Origin of the sequence: Streptosporangium sp. NPDC050855 (assembly GCF_044456585.1) — a bacterium.
GTDB lineage: Bacteria > Actinomycetota > Actinomycetes > Streptosporangiales > Streptosporangiaceae > Streptosporangium > Streptosporangium longisporum.
Map to the genome: position 1 here is coordinate 946904 of NZ_JBITFY010000001.1, position 26696 is coordinate 973599.

General features: G+C 73.6%; 19 protein-coding genes. 12 read left to right on the plus strand and 7 right to left on the minus strand.

Going from position 1 to position 26696, the window contains the following annotated elements:
- Positions 1-14: 14 nt before the first annotated feature.
- Both ACIBCT_RS04360 and ACIBCT_RS04365 read right to left on the minus strand, forming a co-directional pair.
- On the minus strand, positions 15-2213 hold the full coding sequence (locus tag ACIBCT_RS04360) for an acyltransferase family protein (protein WP_399185950.1): 2199 nt from the start codon (positions 2211-2213) through the stop codon (positions 15-17).
- A gap of 575 nt (positions 2214-2788) precedes the next feature.
- Positions 2789-3775, minus strand: a complete 987-nt coding sequence (locus ACIBCT_RS04365; protein ID WP_399185951.1) for an NAD(P)-dependent alcohol dehydrogenase — start codon at positions 3773-3775, stop codon at positions 2789-2791.
- A gap of 455 nt (positions 3776-4230) precedes the next feature.
- Here ACIBCT_RS04365 and ACIBCT_RS04370 point away from each other — a divergent pair, with 455 nt between their 5' ends.
- Positions 4231-4926, plus strand: a complete 696-nt coding sequence (locus ACIBCT_RS04370; protein WP_399185952.1) for a DUF2306 domain-containing protein — start codon at positions 4231-4233, stop codon at positions 4924-4926.
- A 95-nt stretch (positions 4927-5021) separates the two neighbouring features.
- On the opposite strand, the gene ACIBCT_RS04375 is transcribed toward ACIBCT_RS04370, so the two are convergent.
- The 4 genes from ACIBCT_RS04375 to ACIBCT_RS04390 form a co-directional block, all read right to left on the minus strand.
- Entirely contained in the window at positions 5022-5675 is a 654-nt protein-coding gene (locus tag ACIBCT_RS04375; RefSeq protein ID WP_399185953.1) for a response regulator, read from the minus strand.
- A complete protein-coding gene (locus ACIBCT_RS04380) occupies positions 5672-6811 on the minus strand; it encodes a sensor histidine kinase (protein WP_399185954.1) in 1140 nt (379 codons plus the stop codon). Before ACIBCT_RS04380 ends, ACIBCT_RS04375 begins: the two co-directional genes overlap by 4 nt.
- 73 nt (positions 6812-6884) lie before the next feature.
- Positions 6885-8501, minus strand: a complete 1617-nt coding sequence (locus tag ACIBCT_RS04385) for an LCP family protein (protein WP_399185955.1) — start codon at positions 8499-8501, stop codon at positions 6885-6887.
- A gap of 155 nt (positions 8502-8656) precedes the next feature.
- Positions 8657-10186 carry a phospholipid carrier-dependent glycosyltransferase gene (locus tag ACIBCT_RS04390; RefSeq protein WP_399185956.1) on the minus strand — a complete coding sequence of 510 codons (1530 nt, stop codon included), beginning with the start codon at positions 10184-10186 and terminating at the stop codon, positions 8657-8659.
- A 122-nt stretch (positions 10187-10308) separates the two neighbouring features.
- Between ACIBCT_RS04390 and ACIBCT_RS04395 the strand changes: the two genes are divergently transcribed.
- The 4 genes from ACIBCT_RS04395 (at position 10309) to ACIBCT_RS04410 (ending at position 15622) form a co-directional block, all read left to right on the plus strand.
- Positions 10309-12477, plus strand: coding sequence for a hypothetical protein (locus tag ACIBCT_RS04395; protein ID WP_399185957.1), 2169 nt, complete (start codon positions 10309-10311; stop codon positions 12475-12477).
- Positions 12478-12530: 53 nt separating this feature from the next.
- Positions 12531-13541: a permease-like cell division protein FtsX gene (locus ACIBCT_RS04400; RefSeq protein ID WP_399185958.1), complete on the plus strand. Its 1011-nt coding sequence runs from the start codon at positions 12531-12533 to the stop codon at positions 13539-13541.
- A 104-nt stretch (positions 13542-13645) separates the two neighbouring features.
- Positions 13646-14539 (plus strand): glycosyltransferase family 2 protein, encoded by an 894-nt coding sequence (locus ACIBCT_RS04405; RefSeq protein WP_399185959.1) that lies wholly within the window; start codon positions 13646-13648, stop codon positions 14537-14539.
- Positions 14540-15622, plus strand: a complete 1083-nt coding sequence (locus ACIBCT_RS04410) for a glycosyltransferase family 4 protein (protein ID WP_399185960.1) — start codon at positions 14540-14542, stop codon at positions 15620-15622.
- On the opposite strand, the gene ACIBCT_RS04415 is transcribed toward ACIBCT_RS04410, so the two are convergent.
- The gene (locus ACIBCT_RS04415; RefSeq protein ID WP_399185961.1) at positions 15595-16587 is read right to left on the minus strand and encodes a lysylphosphatidylglycerol synthase domain-containing protein; all 993 of its coding nucleotides are present in this window, start codon (positions 16585-16587) and stop codon (positions 15595-15597) included. The genes ACIBCT_RS04410 and ACIBCT_RS04415 overlap by 28 nt on opposite strands.
- A 117-nt stretch (positions 16588-16704) precedes the next feature.
- Between ACIBCT_RS04415 and ACIBCT_RS04420 the strand changes: the two genes are divergently transcribed.
- From ACIBCT_RS04420 to ACIBCT_RS04450, 7 genes are all read left to right on the plus strand, one after another.
- Complete coding sequence (locus ACIBCT_RS04420) at positions 16705-17544, plus strand: methyltransferase domain-containing protein (protein WP_399185962.1); 840 nt, start codon at positions 16705-16707, stop codon at positions 17542-17544.
- Positions 17541-18485 (plus strand): lysylphosphatidylglycerol synthase domain-containing protein, encoded by a 945-nt coding sequence (locus ACIBCT_RS04425; RefSeq protein WP_399185963.1) that lies wholly within the window; start codon positions 17541-17543, stop codon positions 18483-18485. The genes ACIBCT_RS04420 and ACIBCT_RS04425 overlap by 4 nt, the downstream gene beginning before the upstream one ends.
- Before the next feature lie 90 nt (positions 18486-18575).
- On the plus strand, positions 18576-19700 hold the full coding sequence (locus tag ACIBCT_RS04430; protein WP_399185964.1) for a glycosyltransferase family 4 protein: 1125 nt from the start codon (positions 18576-18578) through the stop codon (positions 19698-19700).
- 14 nt (positions 19701-19714) lie between these two features.
- Complete coding sequence (locus ACIBCT_RS04435; RefSeq protein ID WP_399185965.1) at positions 19715-20809, plus strand: sugar phosphate nucleotidyltransferase; 1095 nt, start codon at positions 19715-19717, stop codon at positions 20807-20809.
- A gap of 29 nt (positions 20810-20838) precedes the next feature.
- Positions 20839-21762: a DNA-3-methyladenine glycosylase family protein gene (locus tag ACIBCT_RS04440; RefSeq protein ID WP_399185966.1), complete on the plus strand. Its 924-nt coding sequence runs from the start codon at positions 20839-20841 to the stop codon at positions 21760-21762.
- A gap of 359 nt (positions 21763-22121) precedes the next feature.
- A complete protein-coding gene (locus ACIBCT_RS04445) occupies positions 22122-24755 on the plus strand; it encodes a bifunctional FO biosynthesis protein CofGH (protein ID WP_399186098.1) in 2634 nt (877 codons plus the stop codon).
- Positions 24756-24832: 77 nt separating this feature from the next.
- Positions 24833-26587 (plus strand): substrate-binding and VWA domain-containing protein, encoded by a 1755-nt coding sequence (locus ACIBCT_RS04450; protein ID WP_399185967.1) that lies wholly within the window; start codon positions 24833-24835, stop codon positions 26585-26587.
- Positions 26588-26696: the final 109 nt, after the last annotated feature.

A 26696-nucleotide genomic window follows, 5' to 3' on the forward strand; every position in this document is an offset into this window, starting at 1 on the left:
AGGGGTTGGGTTAACTACCGGGGAACCGCCGCTGAACTCTCCTGGGCGGGCCCGGCAGCTCCGGCGGGCCCCTCCGGTCCGGCGGGCCGGCCGGACGTCGCGGCGGCGTCGGCGGGCGCCGGGGACGGGCGGCGGTAGAGCCAGACCAGGCGGGGTTCGAGCAGCCACTTGAAGAGCCTGCGGGTCTCGGGCAGGCAGAGCACGATGGCCAGGGCCAGCGAGCTCGACGCGATCGCGGCCACGCCCAGCGGGCCGTACAGCCAGGGGAAGCTCAGCCAGCCCTGGTCCTTGGCGATGACCACGACGACGCCGTGCAGCAGGTAGGCGTACAGGGTGCGGGTCCCCAGGTCGGAGAACCAGGTCTCGCGCCTGGGCACCAGCGCGAGCACCGCGAACGTCATGACCAGCGCCGCGACCAGCACGGCGGCGCGCACCCCGAACCCCAGCCACCAGGTCATGTCCATGGCCTTGAAGCTGTAGCGGAAGTAGATCGGGTCGAGCGGCACCCGGGGCGCGATGACGATCGCCACCCCGGCGGCGCAGGCCAGGACGACCGCCGAGGTGATCCTGACCCACAGGGGCTTGAGCAGGTCGAAGTGCTCGGGCTTGAGCAGCAGGCCGAAGACGTAGAACGGGAGCAGGCCGAAGAAGCGGTCGATGCTGAAGTCGCCGGAGATCTCGGAGAAGCCCGCGGCCATGTAGATGACCACGGCGACCAGCAGCGGCTGCCGCATCCGGGTCCAGATGGGCGTGGAGATCCGCCAGAGGACCAGGGCGAGCAGGTACCAGTTCAGCCAGGCCGGGTCGATGATCGTGAGCGTCCACTTCTGGCCCAGCGCGAAGCGCAGCAGCGCGTACCCGATCTCCACCACCACGTACGGGATCAGCAGGGTGTCGACCAGCTTGTTGATCTTCGCGTTGGAGTTCCAGAAGTTGCGTCCCAGATAGCCGCTGATCAGCACGAACGCCGGCATGTGGAACATGTAGATGAACAGGTACGCGGCCTCGGCCGAGTGCGCCTTCAGGGTGGGCACCAGCGCGTGGCCCGTCACCACCAGGGCGATCAGGACGAACTTCACGTTGTCCAGGTAGGGCTCGCGCTTCTTCCTGGCCGCGGGGGCGGGCTCCTCGGCGACCGGCTCGCGCTCGCGCTCGGCCCGCCGCTCCTGCTCGGCCGCGGGCCCCTGGTTCCAGAACGAGGGCTCGCCCTGGCCACCGGCGTTCTCCCAGTAGGAGAAGGGACGCTCCTCCGGAGCCGGAGCCGGAGCCGGAGCCGGGACGGGACCAGGCACGGGGGTGGCCCGCGGCAGGGACCGCCCGGTCTGCGGTGCTGACTGCGGTGCGGACTGCGGCGCCGGCTGCGGTGCGGTGTGGGGGTGTCCGGCACCGGGGAACGGCTCGGGGAACGACGGGTGCCCCGGGCCTGCCGTCCGGCCGTGCCCCTGGGGCCGGGCCGCCCCACCCGGCGGGGGCACGGCGTACGGGTGCGCGCCCGGCTGCGGGTGGGCAGTCGGATGGGCGGGCGGCGGGGAGCCGGGGGGCACCCCCCGGTCCGGCCGGGGGGCGGGGACCCGGGAGGCGGCGTACGGGTCGGAGCCGTGGGAGGCGGGACCCTGCGACGCCGGGCCGTACGGGTCGGAGCCGTGCGAGGGGCTGCGCGGGGCGGGGGGACGCTCCTGGGCCCAGGACGCGTCCCGCATCCAGGCCCGGTCGTCGTGCCCGCCGGCGCGGTCCTCGGGCGTCCGCGGGGGAGCGACTCCCGGCGGATCGGGTGTTCCAAGGGGAGCGGGCGTTCCCAGGGGGGGTGTCCCCGGGAGGTCCTCGCGCGCCCAGGCCGGGCCCTCCTGTGCCCAGGCGAGGCTCTCCTGCCCCCAGGACTGGTCGTCGCGCGCCCAGAACGACCCCTCCTGGGACCAGGCCGGGTCGTCGGGGCTCCAAGAGGCGCCCCGGGGCACCGGCTCGGGCTCCAGCGGCTTGGACAGGTCGAGCGGATCGCGGGAGTCGTACGGCTCGCCGGGGTGGGCCTCCCGGTACACCGGGTAGGCCCCCCACTCGGTGGCCTCACCGGGGCGGTCGTCGCGCGTGTCGTCGCGTACGTCGTCGCGCGGGCCGCCGTGCCGGGGCGACCGCCCGAAGGTGGTGGCGCCGTAGCCGGGCGGCTCCGGCCACGCGGGCCGGGAGGGCCCGGAAGGCCCGGAAGGCGCAGAAGGCACAGAAGGCACAGAAGGCCCGGAGGGCTCGGAGGATCGGGAAGGCCGGGAGTCGCCGGGCTCCGGGTCGGGAAGGCGGTGTCCGCCGGACTCCGGCCACGGGGAGCGGGACGGCTCGAATCCCAGGGGCGGGGTCCGGGACGCGTCCGGTCCCGGGTCGGACCTCCGGCCCTGTCCGCCGGTGGACCGGCCGGGGCCGGCGTCGGAACCGCCGTCGTCCTGGGGGGCCGGCACCTGGAAGGATCGGATGTCGCTCACGGGGGGATGGCTCAGCTATCTCTCGGAGGCCGGGGAGTGGTCGGGCAGACCGACGGGGCGCCCGGAGCGGGCCGGATGCGCGGGGGTTCGCCGTGCCGCCGCCACCACCCTAAACCGACCGTGCGCCCTGTGTCGCACACCCGCTTCGATTCCGGAGGTTCCCGGGTAATCGTGACCGTCCACGATCCGGCGGCCCGGCCGCACGGTGCGGGCACGGCGGGCCGGGGCACGGGCCGGCCGGGGACCACGGGCTCACGATGCCACGCCCGGCGGGCGCGTCCCGCCGCGGGACGGTCCCACGCCGGCTCCCGTCCGCGCCGTCAGACCGTGACGACGACCTTCCCCGGCGCGTGCCCCCGCTCCTGGTACCCGACGGCCGCCGGGATCTCCTCGAACGGGTAACGGCGGTCGATGAGCGGGGTGAGCCTCCCGTCCTCGATGAGCTCGGTCAGCGTCACCAGGTTCCGCCCGATCCCCGTGCTCCGGACCAGGTCGACCATGACGATCCTCTGCGACACGAACGGCGACATCGCGAGCGTCGCGAAGATGCGGCCGACGGGCCGCACCCACCGCCCGCCCGGCCCGCCGATCAGCGCGCAGGTCCCGCCGGGGGTCAGCACGCGCCGGTACGCCCGCCACGGGTGGCTTCCCGCGATGTCCAGGAGCAGGTCGTGGCGCCGCCCGTCGCGGGTGAAGTCCCGCGCGGTGCGGTCGACGACCTCGTCCGCGCCGAGCGAGCGGACCAGCTCGACGTTCCGCGTGCCGCACACGGCGGTGACCCTCGCGCCGAACGCCTTGGCGAGCTGTACGGCGAACGTGCCCACGCCTCCCGACGCCCCGTTGACGAGCACGCTCTGCCCCGGCCGGACCCGCCCGGCGTCCCGCAGGGCCAGCAGTGCGGTGATGGCCGCCAGCGGCACCGCGGCCGCCTGCTCGTACGACAGGTTTCCCGGTTTGGGCGCGAGCTCGTCCTCGCGGACGCACGCGTACTCGGCGAAACCGCCCTGCTTGGGCATCCCGAAGACCTCGTCCCCGGGACGGAACCCCGTCACCTTCCGGCCCACCGCCTCGACCCGTCCCGCGATGTCGGCGCCCAGCACGCGGATCTTCGGTGCGCGCAGCCCGGGACCGCCGCCCATCAGGCGCGCGACGTACGGCTCCCCCCGCATGAGGTGCCAGTCGTAGGGCTGGACGGAGGTGGCGCGCACCCGGACGAGCACCTCGTCGTCGGCGGGCACGGGCGTGTCGATCTCGGTGAGATCCAGGACGTCGGGTGAGCCGTACGAACGCAGGACGAACGCCTTCATGACATTCCTCATTCCTCGTGGGTGCGGGACGGGACATCGGCCCGCCGGAGGCCGTCAGCCTCATGGAGCGGCCGGATCGGCGCGTCGCCCGCGCCGCTGGACGGCCCGTGGAGCGCCGGGGCCGCCGGTGCCGGCGGCCGGACGGTGACGAGCGCGTCCCGGGCCACGCAGGGTCAGCGTAGGAGTCCCGCGCGGAGGGTCCATCGGCCGAAAGTACGCCTGATCAGTGGATGATCGGCCAGTGCGGAGCGGGCCTTTCCGGCGATGACCGCCGCCGTGCAGGCGGTCACGATCGGGGCATGACCGATGAGAGCCCGACGGGCCGCACCCTGTCCGAGCAGCCGCCGCGACACCGACCCGCGGACGGACGGGACACGCGGGGAACCTCCACCGGACCGGGCGCGAGGCCGGACGGCGGAATAAGCGCCGGGACGACCGCCGGAACGAAAGACGGGGTGAACGGCAGGACGAACGCCGGGACGAACGGTGGAAGGAACGCCGGGGCGAAAGGCGGAAAGGGCGGGACGAACCGGCTCGCGCTCGCCGGGCTGATCGCGCTCGGCGTCGTCCCCCTGGTCGCCGGAGCCGCCCGCCTGACCGAGCTGACCGGTGGTGCGGAGATCACGCCGGAGAACGCGCGGTTCTTCGCGGCGCCCGTGCCCGTGGTGCTGCACATCGTGGGCGTCGGCCTGTACACGCTTCTGGGGGCGTTCCAGTTCGCCACCGGTCTCCGCCGGCGCAGACCCGGCCTGCACCGCGCCGCCGGGCGGGTCCTGGTCCCGGCCGGGCTCGTCGCGGCGCTCACGGGGTTGTGGATGACGGTGTTCTATCCGCCCGCCCCCGAGGGGAGCGATCTGCTGTCCGCCGTCCGGCTCGTGTTCGGCACGGCCATGGTGGTGGCCATCGTCCTGGGCGTCGCCGCGATCCGGCGGCGGGACGTCGCCCGGCACCGTGCCTGGATGATCCGCGGGTACGCGATCGGCCTGGGCGCGGGCACGCAGGTGCTGACCCTCATGCCGTGGTTCCTGATCGTCGGGACGCCGGGCAAGGTCACCACCGCGCTGCTCATGGCCGCCGGCTGGGTGATCAACGTCGTGGTGGCCGAACGGATCATCCGTGGGAGGCCGCGTCCCCGACGTGATCGTCCGTGAGCGGCCACCGTTCCGGCCCGGATCCTGACAGGGGTCGTCACCGTTCCGAGCCGGGTCCCGGCCCGGGTCGTCCCGTGAGCGGCCACCGGCTCGCCTCAGCTCCCGGCGCGGCCGGTCTCGTAGGCCCATATCGCGATCTCGACGCGATTGCGGGCGCCGAGCTTGGCCATCAGGCTGGCGATGTGGGACTTGACGGTGCTGAGGGAGATGTACAGCTCGGCGGCGATCTCGTTGTTGGTCCGCCCGCGCGCCACGGCGGCCAGGATCTGCTCCTCCCGGTCGGTGAGCGCCTCGACGGGCCGCACCGGGGTCGCGCCCGCGTTGCGGGTGAAGGTCCCGAGCAGGCGCGCGGTGACGCTCGGGGCGATGAGCGCGTCACCGTCGGCGGCGGCGTGGACGGCCTGGGAGAGCAGGACCGCGCCGGCGTTCTTGAGCAGGAACCCCCGGGCGCCGGCCCTGAGCGCGGCGTAGACGTACTCGTCCAGGTCGAAGGTGGTGATGACGACGACGGCGAGGGGGTCGGGGACGTCCGGTCCGGCGAGGGCGCGGGTGGCCTCGATGCCGTCGATGCCGGGCATGCGGATGTCGAACAGGCACACGTCGGGGCGCAGCCGCCGTGCGAGCTCGACGGCCCGCCGCCCGTCGCCGGCCTCGCCGACGACCTCGATGCCCGGCTGGGCGTTGAGGATCATGGTGAGCCCGGTGCGGACGATCTCCTGGTCGTCGGCGACGAGCACCCGTACGCTCACGTCGCCGCTCCGGTCCGGGGCAGCACGGCGCTCACGGTCCAGCCCCTGTCGGGGTCCGGGCCGGCCACGCAGGTGCCGCGGAGCAGGTGGGCGCGCTCGATCATGCCGATGAGCCCGTACCCCGGTGACGCGACCGGGCGGATGAGGCCGCCGTCGCCGTCGTCGTTCACGCGCAGGCGCACCGACGCGTCGTCGGCGGTGACGCGGACCTCGATGCGGGTGGCGTGCCGCGCGTGCCGTCTGGCGTTGGTGACGGACTCCTGCGCGAGGCGGTAGATCGCGGCCTCCACCGACGGGGGGAGGTCGCCGAGATCGCCCGAGATCTTCACGTCGACGGACGGGCCGGAGGAGCCGTGGTCCGCGAGGTGCTCGATGTCGGCGATGCGCCGGCCGGGCGCCAGGTCCATCGGACGGTCCGTGCGCAGGACGCGGACCATGGCCTGCATCTCGGCCAGGGCGCGTCCCGCCTCGGCCTCGATGACGCGCAGCGCGTCGGTGGCGGCCTCCGGTCGTGAGCCCGACGTGGCCAGGCCCGCCTGGGCGCGTATCGCCATCGCCGAGACGTGGTGGGCGACGGTGTCGTGCAGGTCGCGGGCGAGCTGTTCGCGTTCGAGCAGCTTGGCCTGGTCGAGCTCGCGCGCCCTGGCCCGGGCCCGGTAGCGCAGCGCCCCGCCCAGGGTGACGGTCGAGGACAGGAAGGCGAACGCGCCGACCGCGTCGGCGACGGTGGTGTGCACGCTGAGCACGGTGAGGGCGGCCGAAGCGAGCATGATCACGAGCCCGGTCACGGCCTCGCGTCCCGACCCCCACCGGAACAGCGCGTACGGGAGGATGAGCTGGTAGATCATCGTGTACAGCTCCGACAGGGGCTCGCCCACCAGCAGGGAGGGCAGCCCGCCGACGGCGAAGCAGATCACGACCATCAGCAGCGGCCTGGTGCGGCGCCACAGCAGGGTGGGCGCCAGCGCGACGGCGACGCCCACCGAGACGGCCCGCCACGGCAGGTCCGGACGCAGGACCCCTTCGAGCACCGCGACCGGGACGATCACCCCCACGAGCACCCAGTCCCGCCACACGCGCCGCGGAGCGTCCGGGGGGCGGGGTTCGTCCCAGAGGGAACGAAGGACGGCGAGCACCCCATCATCGTACGGACCCGCCGGACGACCCGGAGCGGGCCGCGGGCCCGGCCCCGGGACCGGGCCGGGGGCGTCAGGTGCAGGGGTTGGTCTTGCTGTCCACGACCTTGTCGGTGAGGGCGTCGGGGATCTTGGGAAGGGCGCGGACACCCGGCCAGTCGGCACCGATGATCAGCTGGATGACCGGCCCGTCCGGGGCCTTGCCGCCGGCGGTGGGCGGGGGCGCCACCGTCGGCACGTACTTCTCCGTGGTGAGGGGCTTGACCTTGCCCGCGACCGGGGCGCGCTTGTCGCCCGAGAGCCTCGCGGCCACGGCGTCACCGTAGGAGACGCCGTCGGCGGCGTCCTTCTTGGCGTAGCGCACCGTGGTGGTGGGCACGTTGCCGGTCGCCGGGCGGGCGTTGCCGACGTGGGTGACCACGAACCCCTGGTCCGCCAGCTCGTCGGCGACCTGCTTGGCCCGGCCCGGCGTGTCGGTGCCGTTGAACACCTGGAGCCTGACCTGCTCGCGCTTGACCGCGGGCTTGGCCTTGGGGTCCGGGGGCGGGGTGACCTCGGTGTCGTTCTTGATCGCGGCGAAGAGCTGGTTGGCGTACGGCTGCACCCAGGCGACCCGGTTCGGGTCGTCGGGGTGGGGACCCCACGGGACGGTGATCAGCTTGACGCCGCTGGCGGTCAGCTTCTGGGCGCTCTGCCCGATCTGGAGCAGGGTGCCGGTGTCCTCGGCCAGGGCCTTGTCCATCCGGACGGACTGGGCTGCGGTCTTGATGAAGTTCAGCATCTTGGCGGGGTCGCTCAGCAGCTCGGTGCTGGTGGCCTTCTTCACCACCTGGCTGAGGAAGACCTGCTGGCGCTTGATGCGGCCGATGTCGCTGCCGTCGCCGTAGTTGCGCAGCCGGACGTAGCCCAGCGCCTTCTCGCCGGCCAGCAGGTGCCAGCCGGCCGCCAGGGTGAGCTTCGCCTTCTTGTCGTCGACCGGCTTGGTCAGGCAGACCCGGACGCCGCCGAGGGCGTTCACGATGTTCTTGAAGCCGGTGAAGTCGACCTCGACGAAGTGGTCGATGTGGATGTCGGTGAGCGCTTCGAGCGTGGTGATCGTGCAGGTGATGCCGCCCTCGTTGTAGGCGGTGTTGATCATCTCGGTCCGGGCCGGGACCTGCTGGCCCGTCTCCGACTTGCAGGGGGGCATGTCGACCACGGAGTCGCGCGGGAAGCTGACGAACGTCGCCTTGTCGCGGTCGGGGGCGATGTGCATGAGGATGATCGTGTCGGTGCGCTTGCCCGCGTTGGCCATCTTCTGGCCGTACTTGAGGTTGTCGCCCTCGCGGGTGTCGGAGCCCACGATGAGCACGTTGAGCGCGCCCGTGGCGTTCACCGGCCGGTTGTTGCCGAGCTTGCCGGAGAGGTCGACCGTCTGGAACTCGCCCAGCGTGTCCCGGTAGACCTTGTATCCGCCCAGGGTGCCGAGCACCAGCACCCCGGTCGCCGCGATGCTCGCCCAGGCGCCGATGCCGAGGCGCCGCGGCCTGCGGCCCCTGCCCTTGGGCGGGGCCTGCCCGGGGGGCGGCGGATTCGCGGACGGGCTCGGCTCGGTGGGTGTCTGCGCTCCCGCTCGCCGCGTCGCCCGGCGGCCGGGGGAGGTCGTCTCGGCCCGGCGGTCTCTGACGGTGGCCTGCCGGTGGTCGCTCATGCGGTCCTCCCGCTCGGCGGCGTCTTCCGGTGGTGATGCGGCTCGATCATCGCGCCCAAAGAGTAGATCATGGGGTGCGCACCAGGAGCCGTGATGATGCGAACTTGGCCAAGACCGCCCCCTGAGGCCGCTGCGGGATCCGGCGGCCAGCATACTCAGATACGGACATTTAGTGGAATGTTACGGAATTTAGGTTTACTTACGATCAGTGCTGCTGCCAGGCAGGCGGCGGGCACCGCGGGCAGCACGTAGCGGTAGTCGAACTCGGCCACCGCCGGAGGCATCACCAGCAGCACCGCCGCCACCGACCAGGGCAGCGCCCACGCCGTGGAGTCCGGGCGGAACCGCCGGACGCACGCCGCCGTGGGCGGCAGCAGCAGGATCACCAGCACCGCCGCGCCCGGCAGTCCGGCGACTCCCTGGTAGGTACGCATCCAGCCCGCGTACGGTTCGACGATCCGGGTGGAGATCGGGCCCCGCTGGTAGCGTTCCGCGGCCTGGGCCCCCACCGTCGCCGGATAGCGCCCCGGGGGCGCGGGCGGCGTCGCCGGGAAAAGGTAGTAGTCGTAGATCTCCTGATCCGGGTAGACCGGGCGGCCCACGGTGAACGACCGGGCCAGCTCCGAGGCGACCGAGCCCAGGTAGGCCAGCGGCTGACTGCGGATCGCCAGCGAGGCGAACCGCCCGGCCAGCGCGTCGTTCTCCCGGGTGAAGGTGATGCCGGGCAGCCTCACCAGCGGCGAGTCCTGCGACCAGACGTACTCCTGCGCGGGAGGGCGCAGGGTGGCCGGGCGCGGGTCGCAGAGCACGGCCAGGTCCGGCGGCGGTCGCATCACCCCGCAGTCGGCGAAGGTCATCGTCTTGGCGTACAGGAAGACGCCGTTCGCGCCCACGATGCCGATCCGCTGGTACGTCGCGTGGAACCAGGCCCCGTAGCCGAGGATCGGCACCGCCGCGGCGGCCAGCATGATCCCCGCCGCGAGCACCCGGCCGCGCTCCCGGAAGATCAGCCAGGCCGCGAAGAGCGCCACCAGCGGCAGCCCGACGGTCCTGGTCAGCGTCGCCGCCGCGAGCAGCAGGCCGATCCCGGCCGCGGTACGCCGCCCGATCCGGCCCCCGGACCTCGTGTGGCCGCGTACGGCCAGGCAGGTCGCCGCGACGACCAGGAGCGTGAAGAGGGTGTCGGAGACCAGCAGGTGTTCCAGCTCGATCTGGTAGGCGTCCAGCAGGGAGGGGGCGGAGGCGAGGGCCGCGGCCCAGCCGGGCGCGCCCAGCCGCCGCGCGGTGAGGTAGACCAGCAGGCCGACCAGCAGGCCCAGCAGGTGCTGGACCACCGTGACCACGGCGAAGTCGTGGAACGGCTCCAGCAGCCGCAGGAGCATCGGGTACCCGGCGGGCCGGACCAGGTCCGGGCGGGGCTTCAACGCGGTGACGACGTAGGTGTAGGAGTCGGGGAACCAGAGCGCGGGACGGTAACCGAGCACGGTGACCAGCCGCAGCACGACCCCCGCGCCCAGCAGCCCCAGGAACCAGCGATGCTCCCGCAGCCCGCGCCCGGCGGAAGAGCCCTGCTCCCCGGTGAGGTCCTGCTCCCCGGCGGAGCCGTGCCCGCCGGGGGGAACGTGTCCGCCCGGGAGCCCGCGGACGCCCGGGAACCGCCGACGCAGCCGCGCCCACCCGACCACTCTTCCCCCTCCTCGCACGCTGGCGTACGCTACCGGCTTCCCCGCGACGCCGCGCCCGCGGCCGGGTACGGGCACGGCGCGCCCGTCGCGGCCCGGGGTTGGCACTACGCTCTGGTCGCATCATGACCACCGGCCCGCTGGATCGCGCGCGCACCACGCCCTCGGCGGGCAGGGTGCTCGCCGTGCTCCCGGTCCTGCCCGCGCTGGCGGTGGCGGGCTGGCTGCTCGCCGGTCTGCCGCTGCTGCTGCTCGGTGCCTTCCGGCCGCTCGCCGCGGTCCCGCTCGGGCTGGTGATCGTCACGCTGCTGTGCCGGTACGGCCTGCGGCGCGTGCCGGAGATCGCCGGGACCACCGCCCGGCAGGTCGCCTCGGTGGTCGCGGTCGCCCTGGGCTCGGGGATCTTCAACGGCCTGCTGCACGGCGAGCAGTTGATCGTCCGCCGCGACCCCGGCACCTACGCGCAGTACGCCCTCTGGCTGGCCGGGCACGGCTCCCTGCCGGTGCCCCGCGGGGAGTGGGCCTTCGGCGGCGCCGACCCGGCGCTGCGCTTCGACAGCGTGGGCTTCTACGACTTCGGCGGGGCCGTCGTGCCCCAGTTCATGCCCGGGGCGCCGATGCTGCACGCGGCAGGCGCCTGGGCGGGCGACATCGCCGGGATGCTGCTGGTGCCCCCCCTGCTGGGGGCGGCGGCCGTGCTCGTCGTCGGGGGCATGGCCGCCCGGCTCATCGGACCCCGCTGGGCCTGGCTCGCCGCGCTGCTCTTCGCCGTCTGCCTGCCGATCCTCTACACCTCGCGGACCACCTTCAGCGAGATCCCCTCCCTGATCCTGATCTTCGGGGGCCTCGCCCTGCTGCACGACGCCCTGCCGCCCGGCGCCGGAGCACGGTCCCGCGCGGTCACCGGGTCCCCGCCCGGCCCGGGTGCCGGGTCCGGGCCGGTGGGCCTCGGGGGGGCGGACCCCGGGAGGGCCGCGGGAACGAGAGGGCTCGCGGGCCTGGCCGGGCTGGTGATCGGGCTGGCGGTCATGGTCAGGATCGACGGGCTGCGCGACCTGCTCCCGGTGCTCGCCTACGCCGGGCTGCTGATCGCCCGTGGCCGGGCCGGTGAGCGGGAGGCGGGCCGGGCGGGCGTGCCGCTGCTCGGCGGGCTGGTGGCCGGGGCCGGGCTGGGGCTGGCCGCCGCCTACCTGCTGTCGCGGCCGTACCTGAGGTACCTGTCGGGCTCGCTGGTGCCGCTGCTGGTCATCTGCGGCGCGGTCGTGCTCCTCATCGCGGTGGCCGCGGCGCTCGCCCCGCGTCTCGCGGGCCCGGTGCGGCGGGCCGCCCGGGTCCGGTGGCTGCCCGGGGCCGCCTCCGGCCTGGTCGTCCTGGCCGCCGCGGCCTTCGCGGTGCGGCCGTGGCTGCAGACCGTGACCCGCCGGCCCACCACGCCGGAGGACCGGACGACCTCCCTCTTCATCGCCGCGGTCCAGAAGGCCAACGGCCTGCCGACCGAGGCGTACCGGCTCTACTACGAGAACTCGGCGCACTGGGTGGCCTGGTACGTCGGGATCCCGGCGGCGCTGCTGGCCGTGCTCGCCGCGGCGGTGCTCGCCCGCAGGCTGGTACGGGGGACGGCCGCAGGATGGGCGCTTCCGCTGGCCGTCGTCCTCTGGACCACCGCGGGCACCCTCTACCGTCCGGCCATCACCCCCGACCACCCGTGGGCCGCCCGCCGGCTGGTCCCCGTGATCATCCCTGGCCTGGTCCTGCTGGCCGTCTGGGGCCTTCGCCACCTGCGCGACCGGGCCCGCCGGTCCGGGTACGGCCCGGCCGCGCGGCGCCGGATCACCGTGGGCGGTGCCGTCCTGCTGCTGGCCTTCCCCGTGATCACCTCCGCGGGGACGGCCTTCACCCCGGTCGAGCGCGGCGAGCGCGCAGCGGTCGAGGCGCTCTGCGCGGCCCTGCCCGCCCGCGCCTCGGTGCTCGTCGCCGAGCGCGTCACCGCCGACCGCTTCACCCAGGTCGTCCGGGGCACCTGTGACGTCCCCACCGCCCGGATCGTCCTGGCCCCCCGCTCGGACGTGCCCGCCCCCGCCGACGTCGCCCGGCTGGCCGCCCGGGTCCGCGCCGCCGGGCGCGTCCCGGTGCTGCTCGCCGCCAAGGACACGCAGCTGTCCGCGTACGGGATGCCCGTCCAGGTCATGAACCTCCGCGTCCGCCAGGACGAACGCTCCCTGGTCGACGCGCCGAACGCCACCTGGTCCCTGTCCGCCGACGTCTGGATGGCGGTCCCGGCCGCGGGTACGTGAGGAACGTCACCGGTCGGCCATGGAGCCGTTCTGTCTCAGGTGATCGAACTCGTATGACTGTGTCACCATGTCTATTCGTATTTCCGTTTATCAAGATGAGTGATTACTTGAACATGACGGGCCCTCATTCACGTGCCGGGAACGACGCGGCCATCACCGGGGAATCGCTCCTCGTGCCCCCGGAGGGAGAGTTCCCCGCCGGAAAACGGACCCGGCTCCGTCGAGTCCTGCCGATCGCCGTGGTGACCGCCGCCGTGCTCCTCGGCGCCACCGGAGCCGCCACCCGGTACGACCGCGACCCCGTCCGGGTGCTCCCTCCACCGGCCGGCCCCTGGCCCGAGGGCGGGACGTTTCACGTCATGCTCTGCACGAAGGACGCCCCCCAAACGTCGTGCCGCAAGCGGGCGGCGACCCCGGCGCAGAGACGATCGGTCGAGGAGAGACTGCGGGCGATGCCGGAGGTCGCGCAGATGGCGTTCGTGCCTCCGGAGACGGCGATGGCCCGCCTCAAGGCCGACCTGTCCGAGAACTCCCCCGAGAACCGGACGCTGCTCTTGGCCTTCGAACAGGAGGAAATGCCCGAGGCTTTCGAGGGCACGCTTCACCGGAGAGCCGATTTCAGGTCGTTCGGAACCACCATGAAGGGCATGCCGGGCGTCGCATCCATCTTCGCCCACGGTCGTTCCTTCTGGGAGGACAAGGCGGACGTCTACGTCGGGCTGTGCCGGGCCGTGGAGGCGGAGCCCGACGAGGCGCGAGAGGCGCCCGGCCCCTGCGTGGGGCGGGGAGCGGCGACGCCGGAGGAGCGAAAGGCCGTCGAGGCGAGACTCACGGCGTTCGAAGGGGCCGAGCGCGTCTACTTCGAGGACGCGGGTCATGCCCGCCGGGTTCAGCGGTATCAGGTAGTGAACCATCTGTCCTTGGTCGCCGCTTTCAGGATGATAGGACCGGCACCCGAGGGATACCACGTCAAGCTCGCGGATCCGGCGGCCTCGCAGAAGGTCATCGACGCGGTGGAGGGCATGCCGGGCGTGGCTTGGGCCGACCTCACGGAAACCGACTGAGGAGCCGGGCCGTGCCCGAAGGCGCGTAGTGCGCTCGGTTCCCGGCCGGGCAGAGTATTCTCGCCCGTCGAGAAGCATGCCGAGAGCCCGAGAGTGGATCAGCCGTGGACGCAACACCGTACGTGACCATCGTCCTGCCGTGTTACAACGAGCAGGACCACGTCATCGCCGAGGTCGAGCGGATCTGCGAGGCGATGGACCACAGCGGGTACACCTACGAGCTGGTGGCCGTCGACGACTGCTCCACCGACCAGACCCTGGCCAGGCTGCAGGAGGCCGCGCCCCGGTTCCCGAACATGCGGATCAGGGCCTTCCACCGCAACGGCGGCTCGGGCACGGTGCGCAGGATCGGCACGCAGGAGGCGCGCGGCGAGATCGTCGTGTGGACCGACGCCGACATGACCTACCCGAACGAGCGCATCCCCGAGCTCGTCCAGATCCTGGAGAAGGACCCGGCCATCGACCAGGTGGTGGGCGCGCGGACCAGCGAGGAGGGCTCGCACAAGTTCCTGCGGGTCCCGGCCAAGTGGTTCATCCGCAAGGTGGCCGAGCGGCTGGCCGGGCAGAAGATCCCCGACCTCAACAGCGGGCTGCGGGCGTTCCGCAGGTCGGTCGCCAAGCCCTACCTGCGGCTGCTGCCGCCCGGCTTCTCCTGCGTCACCACGATCACGCTGTCGTTCCTGTCGAACCAGCACGACGTCTACTACCTGCCGATCGGCTACAGCAAGCGGGCCGGGAAGTCGAAGTTCAGCTTCGTCTCCGACGCCTACCGCTACATCCTGCAGGTGCTGCGGATGGTCATGTACTTCAACCCGCTCAAGGTGCTCATGCCGCCCGCGCTCTGGCTGATCGGCGTCGGGGTGGCCAAGGGGATCTACGACAACGTCAGGACGCCCTTCTACCTGGCCAGCAACACCACCTTGATCTTCATCTCCGGCCTGCTCATCGGCTCGCTGGCGCTGCTGGCCGACCTCATCGTGCGCTCCCGGAGCGAGTAGGTGCGCGTCGTCCTGGTCGGGCCGACGTACCCCTACAAGGGCGGCGGCGCCGCGCACACCACCGAGCTGGCCCACCGGCTGCGTGCCGCCGGGCACGACGTGGTGATCGAGTCCTGGCGGGCCCAGTACCCCTCCTTCCTGTATCCGGGCAGGCAGACCGCGGACACGCCCGACGGCGAGCCCTTCGGGAACGTGCGGCGCGAGCTGGACTGGCGCCGCCCGGACGGCTGGGTCCGCGCCGGGCGGAGGCTCCGCGACGCCGACCTGGTCGTCCTGACCGTCCTCAGCCCGGTGCAGGTCCCGCCCTACCTGGGCGTCCTGGCCGGGCTGGGCCGCGGGACCCGGACGGTGGCGCTCTGCCACAACGTGCTCCCGCACGAGCCCAAGCCGTACGACAGGCCGCTGATGAGGGCCCTGCTGCGCCGGGTGGACGCGGTGCTGGTCCACTCCGAGGGGCAGGCGGCCAAGGCCCGGGAGCTGGGTGCCCGGTCGGTGCGGACGGCCGAGATGGCGCCGCACCTGCCCGCGCGGGCCCCCGGTCACGCCGGGCGCGCCGCGACGACCGGGGGCGTGCACCGGCGGCTGCTCTTCTTCGGCCTGGTCCGGCCGTACAAGGGGCTGGACCTGCTGGTGCGCGCGCTGCCCGAGGGCGTGTCGCTGCGGGTGGCCGGGGAGTTCTGGGGCGGCCTGGAGGAGCGGACCAGGGAGCTGGCCGCCGAGCTGGGGGTATCGGATCGGGTGGAGCTGCGGCCGGGGTACGTGGCCGCGGCGGACGTGCCGGGGCTGTTCGCGGACGTGGACGCGCTGGTGCTGCCCTACCGGAGCGGGACGGCCAGTCAGCAGGTCTGGATGGGCCACGAGCACGGGGTGCCGGTGATCGCGACCCGGGCGGGGACGCTGGGCGAGCACGTCACCGACGGGGTGGACGGGCTGCTGGCCGAGCCCCGCTCGGTCGAGGACCTGCGCGCCGTGCTGGCCGCGTTCTACCGTCCCGGTGAGCCCGAGCGGCTGCGCGCCGGGGTCAAGCCCGTCGACCCCGAGCCGTACTGGGCCGCCTACGTCGAGGCGCTGCTGTCGCGCTGAGCGGCCCGGTCGCGGAGCGCGTCCGCGGAGGGGTCGCCGTCCTGCCGGGCGGTCCCGGTGCGGGAGAGGCGTCCCCACAGAAAGCCGATCCCGGCCCAGCTCACGTCGGCCAGGGTGAACATCACCCTGGACACCACCGCCGCCACCAGGGCCCTGGGGGAGTCCAGCACCGGTGCCAGGGCGAGCACCATCGCCCCCTCGCGGACGCCGATCCCGGCGGGGACGATCACCGTGACGATGCCCGTCGCCCAGGCCAGCGCGTAGGCGCCGGTGGCCACCGCGTACAGCGAGCCCGCCTCTCCCAGGGCGCCCAGGTCGGCCAGGGGGAGCAGCAGGTGCGGGCCGTACGCCAGCCAGCCGGTGACCGTGAGGGCGACCGCGGCCAGCACGGTCCTGCCGCCGAGCAGCCGGCCCTGGCCGAGCGGCTCCTGGCGGGCGACGCGCAGGGCCGTCTCCAGCCCGAACGTGAGCACCCTGGGGTGCAGGCAGACGGCGATGACGGGGATCAGCGCCGTCAGGTACCACGCCTGGGCCATGGTCTCGCGCAGGGTCACCGCCGCCACCAGCAGGGCGCAGCCCAGGGAGATCAGCAGCGCCAGGGAGATCGAGCCGAACATCCGCCGGGGCGGGACGCGGTGGTCGCGGCCCAGCTCGATCATCGCGGCGTACGCCCAGACGCTGCCCGGCACGTACTTGCCGAGCTGGCCGACGAAGAACACCCGCGCGGCGGCACCGAGCGGCAGCGGCGAGCCCATGCCGGCCAGCACGGTCCGCCAGGCCAGCACCATCACGGCGATCCCGGCCATCACCGACAGGTAGGAGCCCACCAGCGTCCACACCGATAGCTGCGCCACCGCCGCGGCCGTCTGCTCGCGGTTCCCGGCCAGGCCGTACCCGAGGAAACCCAGCGCGACCAGCGCGAGCAGCACGCGGAGCAGGCGGCTTGACCGCAGTCGGCTGAGCATCCGCCCAGGGTACGACGGCGTCGTCACACGGCGGTAGGGCGGCGGGCCACCGGTACTCTTGTGCGGCGTGGCGCCCCGGCGCCGCCCGGACGGGAGAACAGGAGCGGTGAGGCAGTGATGAGCGCCGAGCGGGTCGCGCAGCTGGAGTACTCCGAGTTCCAGGCGGCGATGCTGGACGAGGAGAAGCGCCGCAGGAAGGCCGCGAAGATCGTCGCGGTGCTCGGCCACTTCCTCGGCCGCGACACCGACGTGCTGGCCGGTCTGACGGTCGCCGACATCGGCTGCTCGGCGGGCTTCATCGCCGACGAGCTGGCCGCGGCGGGCGCCCACCGGACGTTCGGCGTCGACATCGACGTGCCGGGGCTGCGCAAGGCGGCCCGGCGGTTCGGCGAGCGGGTCGAGTTCGTCTGCGCCGACGGCACCGCGCTGCCCTTCCCGGACGGCTCGATCGACGTGCTGGTGTTCAACCACATCTACGAGCACGTGGTCGACCCGGACGCGATCATGGCGGAGATGCGCCGGGTGCTCTCCGACGACGGCGTCCTGTACCTGGGGCTGGGCAACCGGCTCGGGGTGATGGAGCCACACTACAGACTGCCGTTCCTGTCCTACCTGCCGCCCGCGCTGGCCGACCGCTACGTGCGGCTCTTCGGCCGCGCCGACAGCTACTACGAGCGTTACCGCACCCGGCGCGGCCTGCGCCTGATGGTGCGGGGCCTGAGGGTGTGGGACTACACCTTCCCGGTGCTGGTCACCCCGGCGGCCTTCGCCGGGAACGAGCTCTTCCCCGGCACGGTGGGGCGGGTGGCCGGGGCCGTGCTCTCGCGGCTGCCGAGGCCGGTGCTGTGGGCGCTGCTGCCGGTGGTGCCCACCTACCTGTGGGTGGCGACCAAGGGGGGACGCCGCCCGGCCGGGCCGTCCCTGCCCCGGCCGCCGGAGCCGGTGCGCCCGCGGTGAAGCGGCTGGCCCGCATCGCCTTCCTGGCCCTCGCGCTGGGATTCGGCGCCTGGGTGGTGGTGAGGCAGTGGGACGAGATCCGCGACGGGTTCGCCCTGCTGTCCTGGACGTCGCTGACGCTGTCCCTGGTCGCGGTGGTCGCCGCGCTGTGCGGCGGGATGATGACCTGGCGGGCGCTCCTGGCCGACCTGGGCTCGCCGCTGCCGCTGCGGGCCGGGGCCAGGGTCTTCTTCGTGGGGCAGCTCGGCAAGTACATCCCGGGCTCGCTCTGGCCGGTGATCGCCCAGATGGAGATGGGCCGGGAGCTGGGCGTGCCGCGCTCGCGCAGCGCCGCCGCGTTCTTCCTGACCCTGCCGGTACAGCTCGGCAGCGGGCTGGTGGTGGCCGGGGTGACGCTGTCGGCGACCCTGCCGGGCTCGGTCGCGCCGTACGCGTGGGCGTTCCTGCTGATCCCGGTGCTGGCGGTGGCGTTCCAGCCGAGGGTGGTCAACGCCGTCCTGGGGTTCGGGCTGCGCAGGCTGGGACGCGAGCCGCTGGAGCGCCCGCTCACCCGCAGGGGCCTGCTCACCGCACTGGGCTGGGCGCTGGCCGGCTGGGTCGCCTACGGGCTGCACCTGGCGGCGATCGTCGCGGACCTCGACTCCGGGGGGTCCCCGGGGTTCTCCGCCCTGTCGGTGGCCGTGTTCTGCGTGGGGGCGTTCGCGCTCTCCTGGTGCCTGGGCATCATGACGTTCGTCGTCCCGGCCGGGGCGGGGGTGCGGGAGGTCGCGATGGTGGCCGTCCTGGCGCCGGTCCTGGACCGGGGACCGGCCATCGCGGTGGCGCTCTGCTCCAGGATCGTGATCATCGCCGGTGATCTTCTCTGCGCCGGTCTGGCCGGTCTGGCCGTGCGCCGCGCCGGGGGGTCCCGGAAGGACCACGCTTCGGGAAAAGCCGTGTGATTTCCCCCACGTTTCCGGAGCTGCGGGCAATAGAGTGAGCAGAAGAAGGGGACTGTCGTCCCGAGTGGATCATGAGGGGAGCGATCCTTCTTGTCGCCCAGAGTGCTCGTCGACGCGGCCGCGGTCCCGGCCGATCGCGGTGCGCTGATCCGGTACGTCGACGGGCTCGTCGCCGCCCTGGACCGGGCGGGCGCCGATCTCGCGGTCGTCTGCCAGCGTGCCGACGCGGCCCGCTACGCCGCGCTGGCGCCCTCGGCCCGGATCGTGCCGGGGCCCCACGGGATCACCAACCGGGCCGCGCGCCTGACGTGGGAGCAGACGGGGCTGCCGTTCCTGGCCCGCCATGCCGGGGCCGAGGTCATCCACGCCCCCTTCTACTCGATCCCGCTGAGCCCGGGCCTGCCGACCGTCGCCACCGTGCACGACCTGACCTCCTTCACCGAGCCCCTGCAGCACGACGCGGTCAAGGCGGCGTTCTTCCGGGCGGCGACCCGCACCGCGGTCCGGCACGCCACCCGGGTGATCGTGCCCTCCAAGGCCACCAGGGACGAGCTGATCCGGCTGCTGTCGGCCGACCCGACCCGCATCGACGTCGCCTACCACGGGGTCGACCCGGCGCTGTTCCACCCGCCGTCCGAGCGCGAGATCGAGCACGCCTCCGACCGGCTCGGCCTGCACGGCGCCCCGTACGTGGCCTTCCTGGGCCCGCTGGAGCCCCGCAAGAACGTGCCGAACCTGATCCGCGGCTTCGTCCGCGCCGTCGAGGACCTCGCCGACCCGCCCGCCCTGGTGCTCGCCGGGGGCGTCCGTGACGCCCAGGTCGACGCCGCGGTGGAGGAGGTCCCCGCGACCGTGCGGGTGCTGCGCCCCGGATTCCTGTCCTTCGCCGACCTGTGCGGCTTCCTCGGCGGGGCGACGGTCGCGGCGTTCCCCTCCCGGGGCGAGGGCTTCGGCCTTCCGGTGCTGGAGGCCATGGCCTGCGGCGCGCCCGTGCTGACCACACACCGCACCTCGCTGCCCGAAGTGGGCGGCGACGCGGTCGCCTACACCGAGCCGGACGCCGAGAGCATCGCGGACGCGCTGCGTACGCTGCTGTCCTCGCCCGAGCGCAGGAAGGCGCTGTCCGCGGCCGGGATCGCCCGCGCCAAGGAGTTCACCTGGGAGGCGTCGGCGGAGGCGCATATGCTCTCCTACCGGCGTGCGGCCGAGCAGTGAGTTAACCTCGCGGAATGACGGAGACCCCTTTGCCGGATCTTGAGGCGATCCTTCTCGTCGGTGGGCAGGGAACGCGCCTGCGTCCCCTGACGCTGGGCACGCCGAAACCGCTCCTGCCCACGGCGGGAGTGCCCTTCCTGGCGCACCAGATCGCCCGTGCCAGGGCGTTCGGCGTCCGGCGCATCGTGTTCGCCACCTCCTACCGGGCGGAGATGTTCTCCGAGGCGTTCGGCGACGGCGAGGCGTTCGGCCTCGCCCTGGAGTACGTGACCGAGGACCTCCCGCTCGGCACCGGCGGCGCGATCCGCAACGCCTCCCGGGCGCTGACCGCGGGCCCGGACGATCCGGTGCTGGTGCTCAACGGCGACGTGCTCTCCGGCCACGACATCGGCGACCAGGTCGCCACGCACGTCGCCCGCCGGGCCGCCGTCACCCTGCACCTGACCGAGGTGGACGACCCCTCGCGCTTCGGCTGCGTGCCGACCGACGAGCAGGGACGGGTGACGGCCTTTTTGGAGAAGACCCCCAACCCGGTCACCAACCGGATCAACGCCGGGTGCTACGTCTTCACCCGCTCGGTGATCGACACGATCCCGGCGGGCGAGGTCGTCTCGGTCGAGCGCCAGACGTTCCCCGGGCTGATCGAGGACGGCGCCCTGGTGCTCGGGTACGCCGACGCGTCCTACTGGCTCGACGTGGGCACGCCCGCCGCCTTCGTGCAGGGCTCCCGCGACCTGGTGCTGGGCCGCCTGGCCTCGCCCGCCCTGCCGGGCCCCACCGGTGACTTCCTGGCCCTGCCCGGAGCGATGATCTCTCCCGAGGCGAAGGTCTCCGGCGGATCGGTGATCGGTGCCCGCGCGCTCGTGGAGTCCGGGGCACAGGTCAGCGGCAGCGTGCTCGGGGACGACTGCGAGGTGCACTCGGCGGCCGTCGTGGTCGACTCGGTGGTCGGCATCGGCGCGCGGATCGAGTGTGGAGCGGTCCTGAGGGACGTGGTGGTCGGCGACGGGGCCGTGGTCGGCCCGGGGAACGAGCTGCTCGCCGGGAGCCGCGTCTGGCCCGGGGTCGTGCTCCCCGAGTCCGCGATCCGCTTCTCCAGCGACATCTGACGGTCACGGCGCGGACGGCGGGGTCGTCGATGGTCACCACCTCCGGCCGGTCCGCGGTGCGGGAACGCCGGTGGAGTGCCCCGTGGCCGGTGGACCCGGCGCTGGTGCTGGGCCCGTACCAGCGCGGCCCGGGGGATCCCACGATGAGGGCGGAGCCCGGCGGGGCCTTCTGGCGCACCTCGCGCACCCCGGACGGGCCGGGGACGCTGCGGGTGGCGGGAGTGTCCGGCCGGGTGGCGGCCACGGCGTGGGGGCCGGGGGCGGAGTGGATGCTGGCGACGCTTCCGGCGCTGCTCGGCGCCGACGACGACGTCTCGGGGTTCGTCCCCGGGCACGAGGTGGTGCGGGACGCGGCCAGGCGCTATCCGGGGCTGCGGATCGGGCGGACGTCGCGGGTGCTGGAGGCGCTGGTGCCGGCCGTCCTGGAGCAGAAGGTGGTCGTCGCCGAGGCCAGGCGGGCGTGGCGGTGGCTGCTGGGCCGTTACGGGGATCCCGCGCCGGGGCCCGCGCCCGAGGGGATGCGCGTCTTCCCGGGCCCCGAGGTGTGGCGGTCGATCCCGTCGTGGGACTGGCACCGTGCCGGCGCGGAGGCCGTACGGGCCAGGACGATCGTGAACGCGGCCGGGCACGCCGCGAAGCTGGAGGCGGCCGGGGGCAGCGCCGAGCTGGACAGGCTGCTACGGGCGCTGCCCGGGATCGGGGTGTGGACGTCCGCCGAGGTGCGACAGCGTTCGCACGGCGACGCGGACGCCGTCTCGGTCGGGGACTTCCACCTGCCGTCGCTGGTCGGCTGGTCGCTGAGCGGGGAACGGGCGGACGACGCGCGGATGCTCACGCTGCTCGCTCCCTACCGGGGGCACCGGCACCGGGTCAGCCGGTTACTGCGGTTGGGCGGTGCGCGGCCACCCGCTCGCGGGCCGCGGGCACCCGTACGCGATCATCGGTGGTTCTGAGCTCGCCTTCCTCGGGGGAGGGCTCGTGGCTCTGCCAGTCGCGTCCGTCGCGGGTGTCGGCCCCGATCATCGGGGCGAGGACGGCGACGGCGACGAGGGCGAGAAGAAACCAGATCATTGTCGGCTCCTGGGTCGAGGTCCGGGGCGGGTGCCCCGTCTGTCCGGCCGGTTCCCGCGGGTGCGGGCCGGGGTGATGCCTCTAATCTATGTAGCTGCAAGCATTTATGTCTATCGAGATCTGCTTGCGCGACACTTTAGGGATCCTGAAGTGTCGGCCCGGGTGGCGGGCACCCGCCGCCCCGCGGGTGCCCGCCGCGCCGTACTGTGCGGTCATGAGCTCCAACCCCACCGACACCGCGATGCGCCGGGCTCTGGCCAGGGCCCGCGACGGCAAAGCTCTTGATATGACCGAAGCGACCGTTCTGCTGCACGCGCGGGACGACCATCTGCAGACCCTGCTCGGCCACGCCGGCCGGGTCCGGGACGCCGGGCTGGAGGCGGCCGGCCGCCCGGGGGTCGTCACCTACAGCCGCAAGGTCTTCATCCCGCTGACCCGGCTGTGCCGCGACCGCTGCGGGTACTGCACGTTCGCCACCGCCCCGCACAAGCTGGAGAGCATGTTCCTCAGCCCCGACGAGGTGCTCGAGATCGCCCGGCAGGGCGCGGCGATGGGGTGCAAGGAGGCGCTGTTCACCCTCGGCGACCGGCCCGAGGACCGCTGGCACCAGGCCCGCGAGTGGCTGGACGCGCACGGCTACGACGACACGCTCTCCTACGTGCGCGCGATGGCCGTGCGGGTGCTGGAGGAGACCGGGCTGCTGCCGCACCTGAACCCGGGCGTCATGACCTGGCAGGACCTGCAGCGCCTCAAGCCGGTGGCGCCCTCGATGGGCATGATGCTGGAGACGACCTCGCGGCGGTTGTTCGAGGAGAAGGGACAGGCCCACCACGGCTCGCCCGACAAGGACCCCGCCGTGCGGCTGCGCGTGCTGGAGGACGCCGGGCGGACGAACGTGCCGTTCACCAGCGGCATCCTGATCGGCATCGGCGAGACCGTCGCCGAGCGCGCCGACTCGCTGTTCGCGCTGCGCAGGGTGGCACGCGAGTACGGCGGCCTCCAGGAGATCATCGTCCAGAACTTCCGCGCCAAGCCGAACACCGCGATGCGCGGCATGCCCGACGCCGACCTGCAGGAACTGGCCGCCACCATCGCGGTGACCCGGCTGGTGATGGGGCCGAGGATGCGGGTGCAGGCCCCGCCGAACCTGGTCGACTCCGAGTACGAGCTGATGATCGCCGCGGGCATCGACGACTGGGGCGGCGTCTCGCCGCTGACGCCCGACCACGTCAACCCCGAGCGCCCCTGGCCGCAGATCGACAACCTGGCCGCCCGTACGGCCGCCGCCGGGTTCACCCTGCGCGAGCGGCTGACCATCTACCCCGAGTACGTGCTGGCCGGGGAGCCCTGGCTGGACCCGAGGCTGAACGCGCACGTGGCCGCGCTGGCCGACCCGCGGACCGGCCTGGCCCGCGAGGACGCGGTCGTGACCGGCCGTCCCTGGCAGGAGCCGGACGGCGGCTTCGTCTCACTGGGCCGGGTCGACCTGCACACGGCCGTCGACACCGAGGGGCGCAGCGCCGACCGCCGCGCCGACTTCGACGACGTCTACGGCGACTGGGAGGCGATCAGGGAACGGCTGCCCTCGGCGGGCGCCGGGACCGCCGCCGGTGCCATCGGGGCCGCCGGCGCCACCGGCACGGCGGGCCGGGTCGCGGCGGACGTGCGGGAGGCCCTGCGCGCGGCCGAGACCGACCCGGCCGGGCTGAGCGACGCCCAGGCGCTCGTCCTGCTTGGCCTGGCCGGGGACCAGCGCGGCGCGGGCGCCGACGACGCCGCGCTGGACGAGCTGTGCCGGATCGCCGACGGCCTGCGCCGGCAGGCGGCCGGGGACGAGGTCACCTACGTGGTGAACCGGAACATCAACTTCACCAACGTCTGCTACACCGGCTGCCGCTTCTGCGCCTTCGCGCAGCGCCGTACCGACGCCGACGCCTACACGCTCTCGCTGGAGCAGGTCGCCGACCGCGCCTGGGAGGGGTGGCGGGCCGGGGCGACCGAGGTGTGCATGCAGGGCGGCATCCACCCGGACATGCCCGGTACGGCGTACTTCGACATCGCCAGGGCGGTCAAGGCGAGGGTGCCCGGGATGCACGTCCACGCGTTCTCGCCGATGGAGGTCATCAACGGCGCCAGCCGCACCGGCCTGTCCATCGAGGACTGGCTGGTCGCCGCCAGGGAGGCGGGCGTGGACTCGCTCCCGGGCACCGCGGCCGAGATCCTCGACGACGACGTGCGCTGGGTGCTGACCAAGGGCAAACTGCCCACCGCCGAGTGGGTCGAGGTCATCTCGACCGCGCACCGGACCGGCATCCCCACGACCTCCACGATGATGTACGGCCACGTGGACACCCACGCCCACTGGGTGGCGCACATCCGGCTGATCCGCCGCATCCAGGAGGAGACCGGCGGGTTCTCCGAGTTCGTGCTGCTGCCGTTCGTCCACCACAGCGCGCCCATCTACCTGGCGGGGATCGCCCGGCCCGGGCCGACGGCACGGGAGAACCGGGCCGTGCACGCGCTGGCCCGCATCCTGCTGCACGGGGCGATCGCCAACATCCAGTGCTCCTGGGTGAAGCTCCAGGACGACCTCTGCCGCGAGGTGCTGCGGGGCGGGGTCAACGACCTGGGCGGCACGCTGATGGAGGAGACGATCAGCAGGATGGCCGGGTCGGAGAACGGCTCGTTCAAGACGATCAGCGAGCTGGAGGCCATGGTCGCCCACACCGGAAGGCCGGTGCGCCAGCGGACCACCTCCTACGGCGTGCCGGACGCCGAGCGCCTGGCCGCAGCCGCGGCCAGCGACGGCGTCTGCCGCAGCGTGCGCGGGGCCGGTCTGCCGTTGCTCATGCCGGAGCCGTCTGCGAAGTCATAACAAGTTCTATATTTCCTTGCCGCCCGGACGGGGCCGCTTGGGAGAATCGTCATCCCCCTCCGACGAGAGGTGTCCGCGTGTCCTCCTCCGGCCGGCACCGTGTGGCCGCCGGCGCCGCCCGGCGCCGGCGGCAGGTCCGTCTGCGGCTGTCCCTGGCGGCGGTCGCGATCACCGTCGCCCTGACCGGGACCTTCGTGCTGGTGACCGGCCGGACGGGGGGCCCGTGCTCCACCCGCGACCCGGTGCTGGTCGACGTCGCCGCGGCCGTCGACATCGCCCCGGCCGTCATGGAGGCCGCCCTGAGGTTCAACCGGGACCGGACGGGGGTCGAAGGCAGGTGCGTGCTGGTGCAGGTGACCGAGCAGCCGCCCGCCACCGTGCTCCGCACCCTGCTGGGCGGCACCGCGGGGGTGCTCGCCGGCCGCCCCGACGGCTGGATCTCCGACTCCTCGGCGTGGATCAGGCTGGCCCGCAAGCAGGGGGCCGCGGACCTGGCCGCCACCGAGACCGTGATGGCGACCTCGCCGCTGGTCTTCGCCACCCGCACCTCCCTCGCCCGGCGCTTCGCCGTCGGCAGGACCGACATGAACTGGCGGATGGTCTTCCCGGCGACCACCCGCGGCCGGATCCGGCCGACCGAGAAGGAACCCGACGTGGTCCGCGTCCCCGACCCGTCGCTCGCCGGGGCCGGGATCGCCACCGTGGCCGCGGCCAGGGACGTGGTGGGCACCGGGGCCGAGGCCGACCGCGCGCTGACCGCGTTCGTCCGCTGGGCGCAGGCCGGGTCGGCGCCCGACTACCGCAGCATGCTCGCGGCCGTGGACGACCGGTCCTTCTGGCGGCGGCCGGTCGTGATCGTGCCCGAGCAGTCGGTCTGGCAGCACAACCGCCTCCCGTCCGACGACCCGGTGGTCGCCCTGCATCCCCGCGAGGGAACCGTCAACCTCGACTACCCGTACGTGGTGACCTCCTCCGACGAGGCCAGGGCGAGCGGGTCGCGGGCCTTCGCGGCCTGGCTGCGCTCCCCGCAGATCCAGGAGGCGGTCCGCCGGGCGGGCTTCCGCTCGGCCGACGGCTCCCAGGGGCCGTACGCGCCGGGCCCGGGGATCCCGACCGAGGCGCCCCGCACCCGCCCGAGCATCCTGCCCGCCCGGATCGACGAGGCGCTGGAGGCATGGAGCAGGCTCGCCCCGCCGACCAACATCCTGGTGCTGGCCGACACCGGCAGGCACATGGCCGAGCCGATCAGCGGCAGGAAGGGGAGGACCAGGCTGACCGTCGCCCTGGAGGCGGCCCGGCTGGGCCTGCAGCTCTTCCCCGACTCCACCCACATGGGCATGTGGGAGTTCTCCTCGGCCGAGGGGCCGGACCAGCGGGAGCGGGTGCGGCTGGGCCCGATCACCGAGCCCGACGGCGGGCGGCTCGTCCGGCGCGGCCGCCTGGAGGAGGTGAGCCGGACCCTGCGCGCCGACGCCCGGCGGCCCAGCGCCCTGCACGACTCGATCCTCGCCGGGTTCCGCGAGCTGACCGGCGCCTACGACGAGAGCATGAACAACACCCTGCTCGTCATCACCGCGGGCAGGGACGACGGCAAGGGCATCTCCGCCGGGGAGCTGGAGAAGGCGCTGCGCGAGGAGTGGGACCCCGAGGCGCCGGTCCAGGTGGTCGTCCTGGCCTTCGGCACGGACCTCGACCGGGACGGCCTGAGCCGGGTCGCCGCCGTCACCAACGGCTCCCTGCACGTCGCCCGGCGTCCCGAGGAGATCATCGACGTCTTCCTGTCGGCGCTGGCCCGGCGGCTGTGCCACCCGACCTGCCGCACCCCGGCCTGACCGGCCCCGTCCGAACAGGACCGTCCGGGTCCTGTCCGAACGGTCCCGGCCGATCGGTCGCGTCCGAACGATCCCGGGCTCGGTGGCCCGGGGCGCGGTGGTCAGGAGC

What these genes read in the sequence shown, in the direction of transcription:
- ACIBCT_RS04365 (WP_399185951.1), bottom strand. Translation starts at nt 3,775, where the DNA reads ATGAAGGCGTTCGTCCTGCGTTCGTACGGCTCACCCGACGTCCTGGAT.
- ACIBCT_RS04385 (WP_399185955.1), bottom strand. Translation starts at nt 8,501, where the DNA reads ATGAGCGACCACCGGCAGGCCACCGTCAGAGACCGCCGGGCCGAGACG.
- ACIBCT_RS04395 (WP_399185957.1), top strand. Translation starts at nt 10,309, where the DNA reads ATGACCACCGGCCCGCTGGATCGCGCGCGCACCACGCCCTCGGCGGGC.
- ACIBCT_RS04400 (WP_399185958.1), top strand. Translation starts at nt 12,531, where the DNA reads ATGACTGTGTCACCATGTCTATTCGTATTTCCGTTTATCAAGATGAGT.
- ACIBCT_RS04415 (WP_399185961.1), bottom strand. Translation starts at nt 16,587, where the DNA reads ATGCTCAGCCGACTGCGGTCAAGCCGCCTGCTCCGCGTGCTGCTCGCG.
- ACIBCT_RS04420 (WP_399185962.1), top strand. Translation starts at nt 16,705, where the DNA reads ATGAGCGCCGAGCGGGTCGCGCAGCTGGAGTACTCCGAGTTCCAGGCG.
- ACIBCT_RS04435 (WP_399185965.1), top strand. Translation starts at nt 19,715, where the DNA reads ATGACGGAGACCCCTTTGCCGGATCTTGAGGCGATCCTTCTCGTCGGT.
- ACIBCT_RS04440 (WP_399185966.1), top strand. Translation starts at nt 20,839, where the DNA reads ATGGTCACCACCTCCGGCCGGTCCGCGGTGCGGGAACGCCGGTGGAGT.
- ACIBCT_RS04445 (WP_399186098.1), top strand. Translation starts at nt 22,122, where the DNA reads ATGCGCCGGGCTCTGGCCAGGGCCCGCGACGGCAAAGCTCTTGATATG.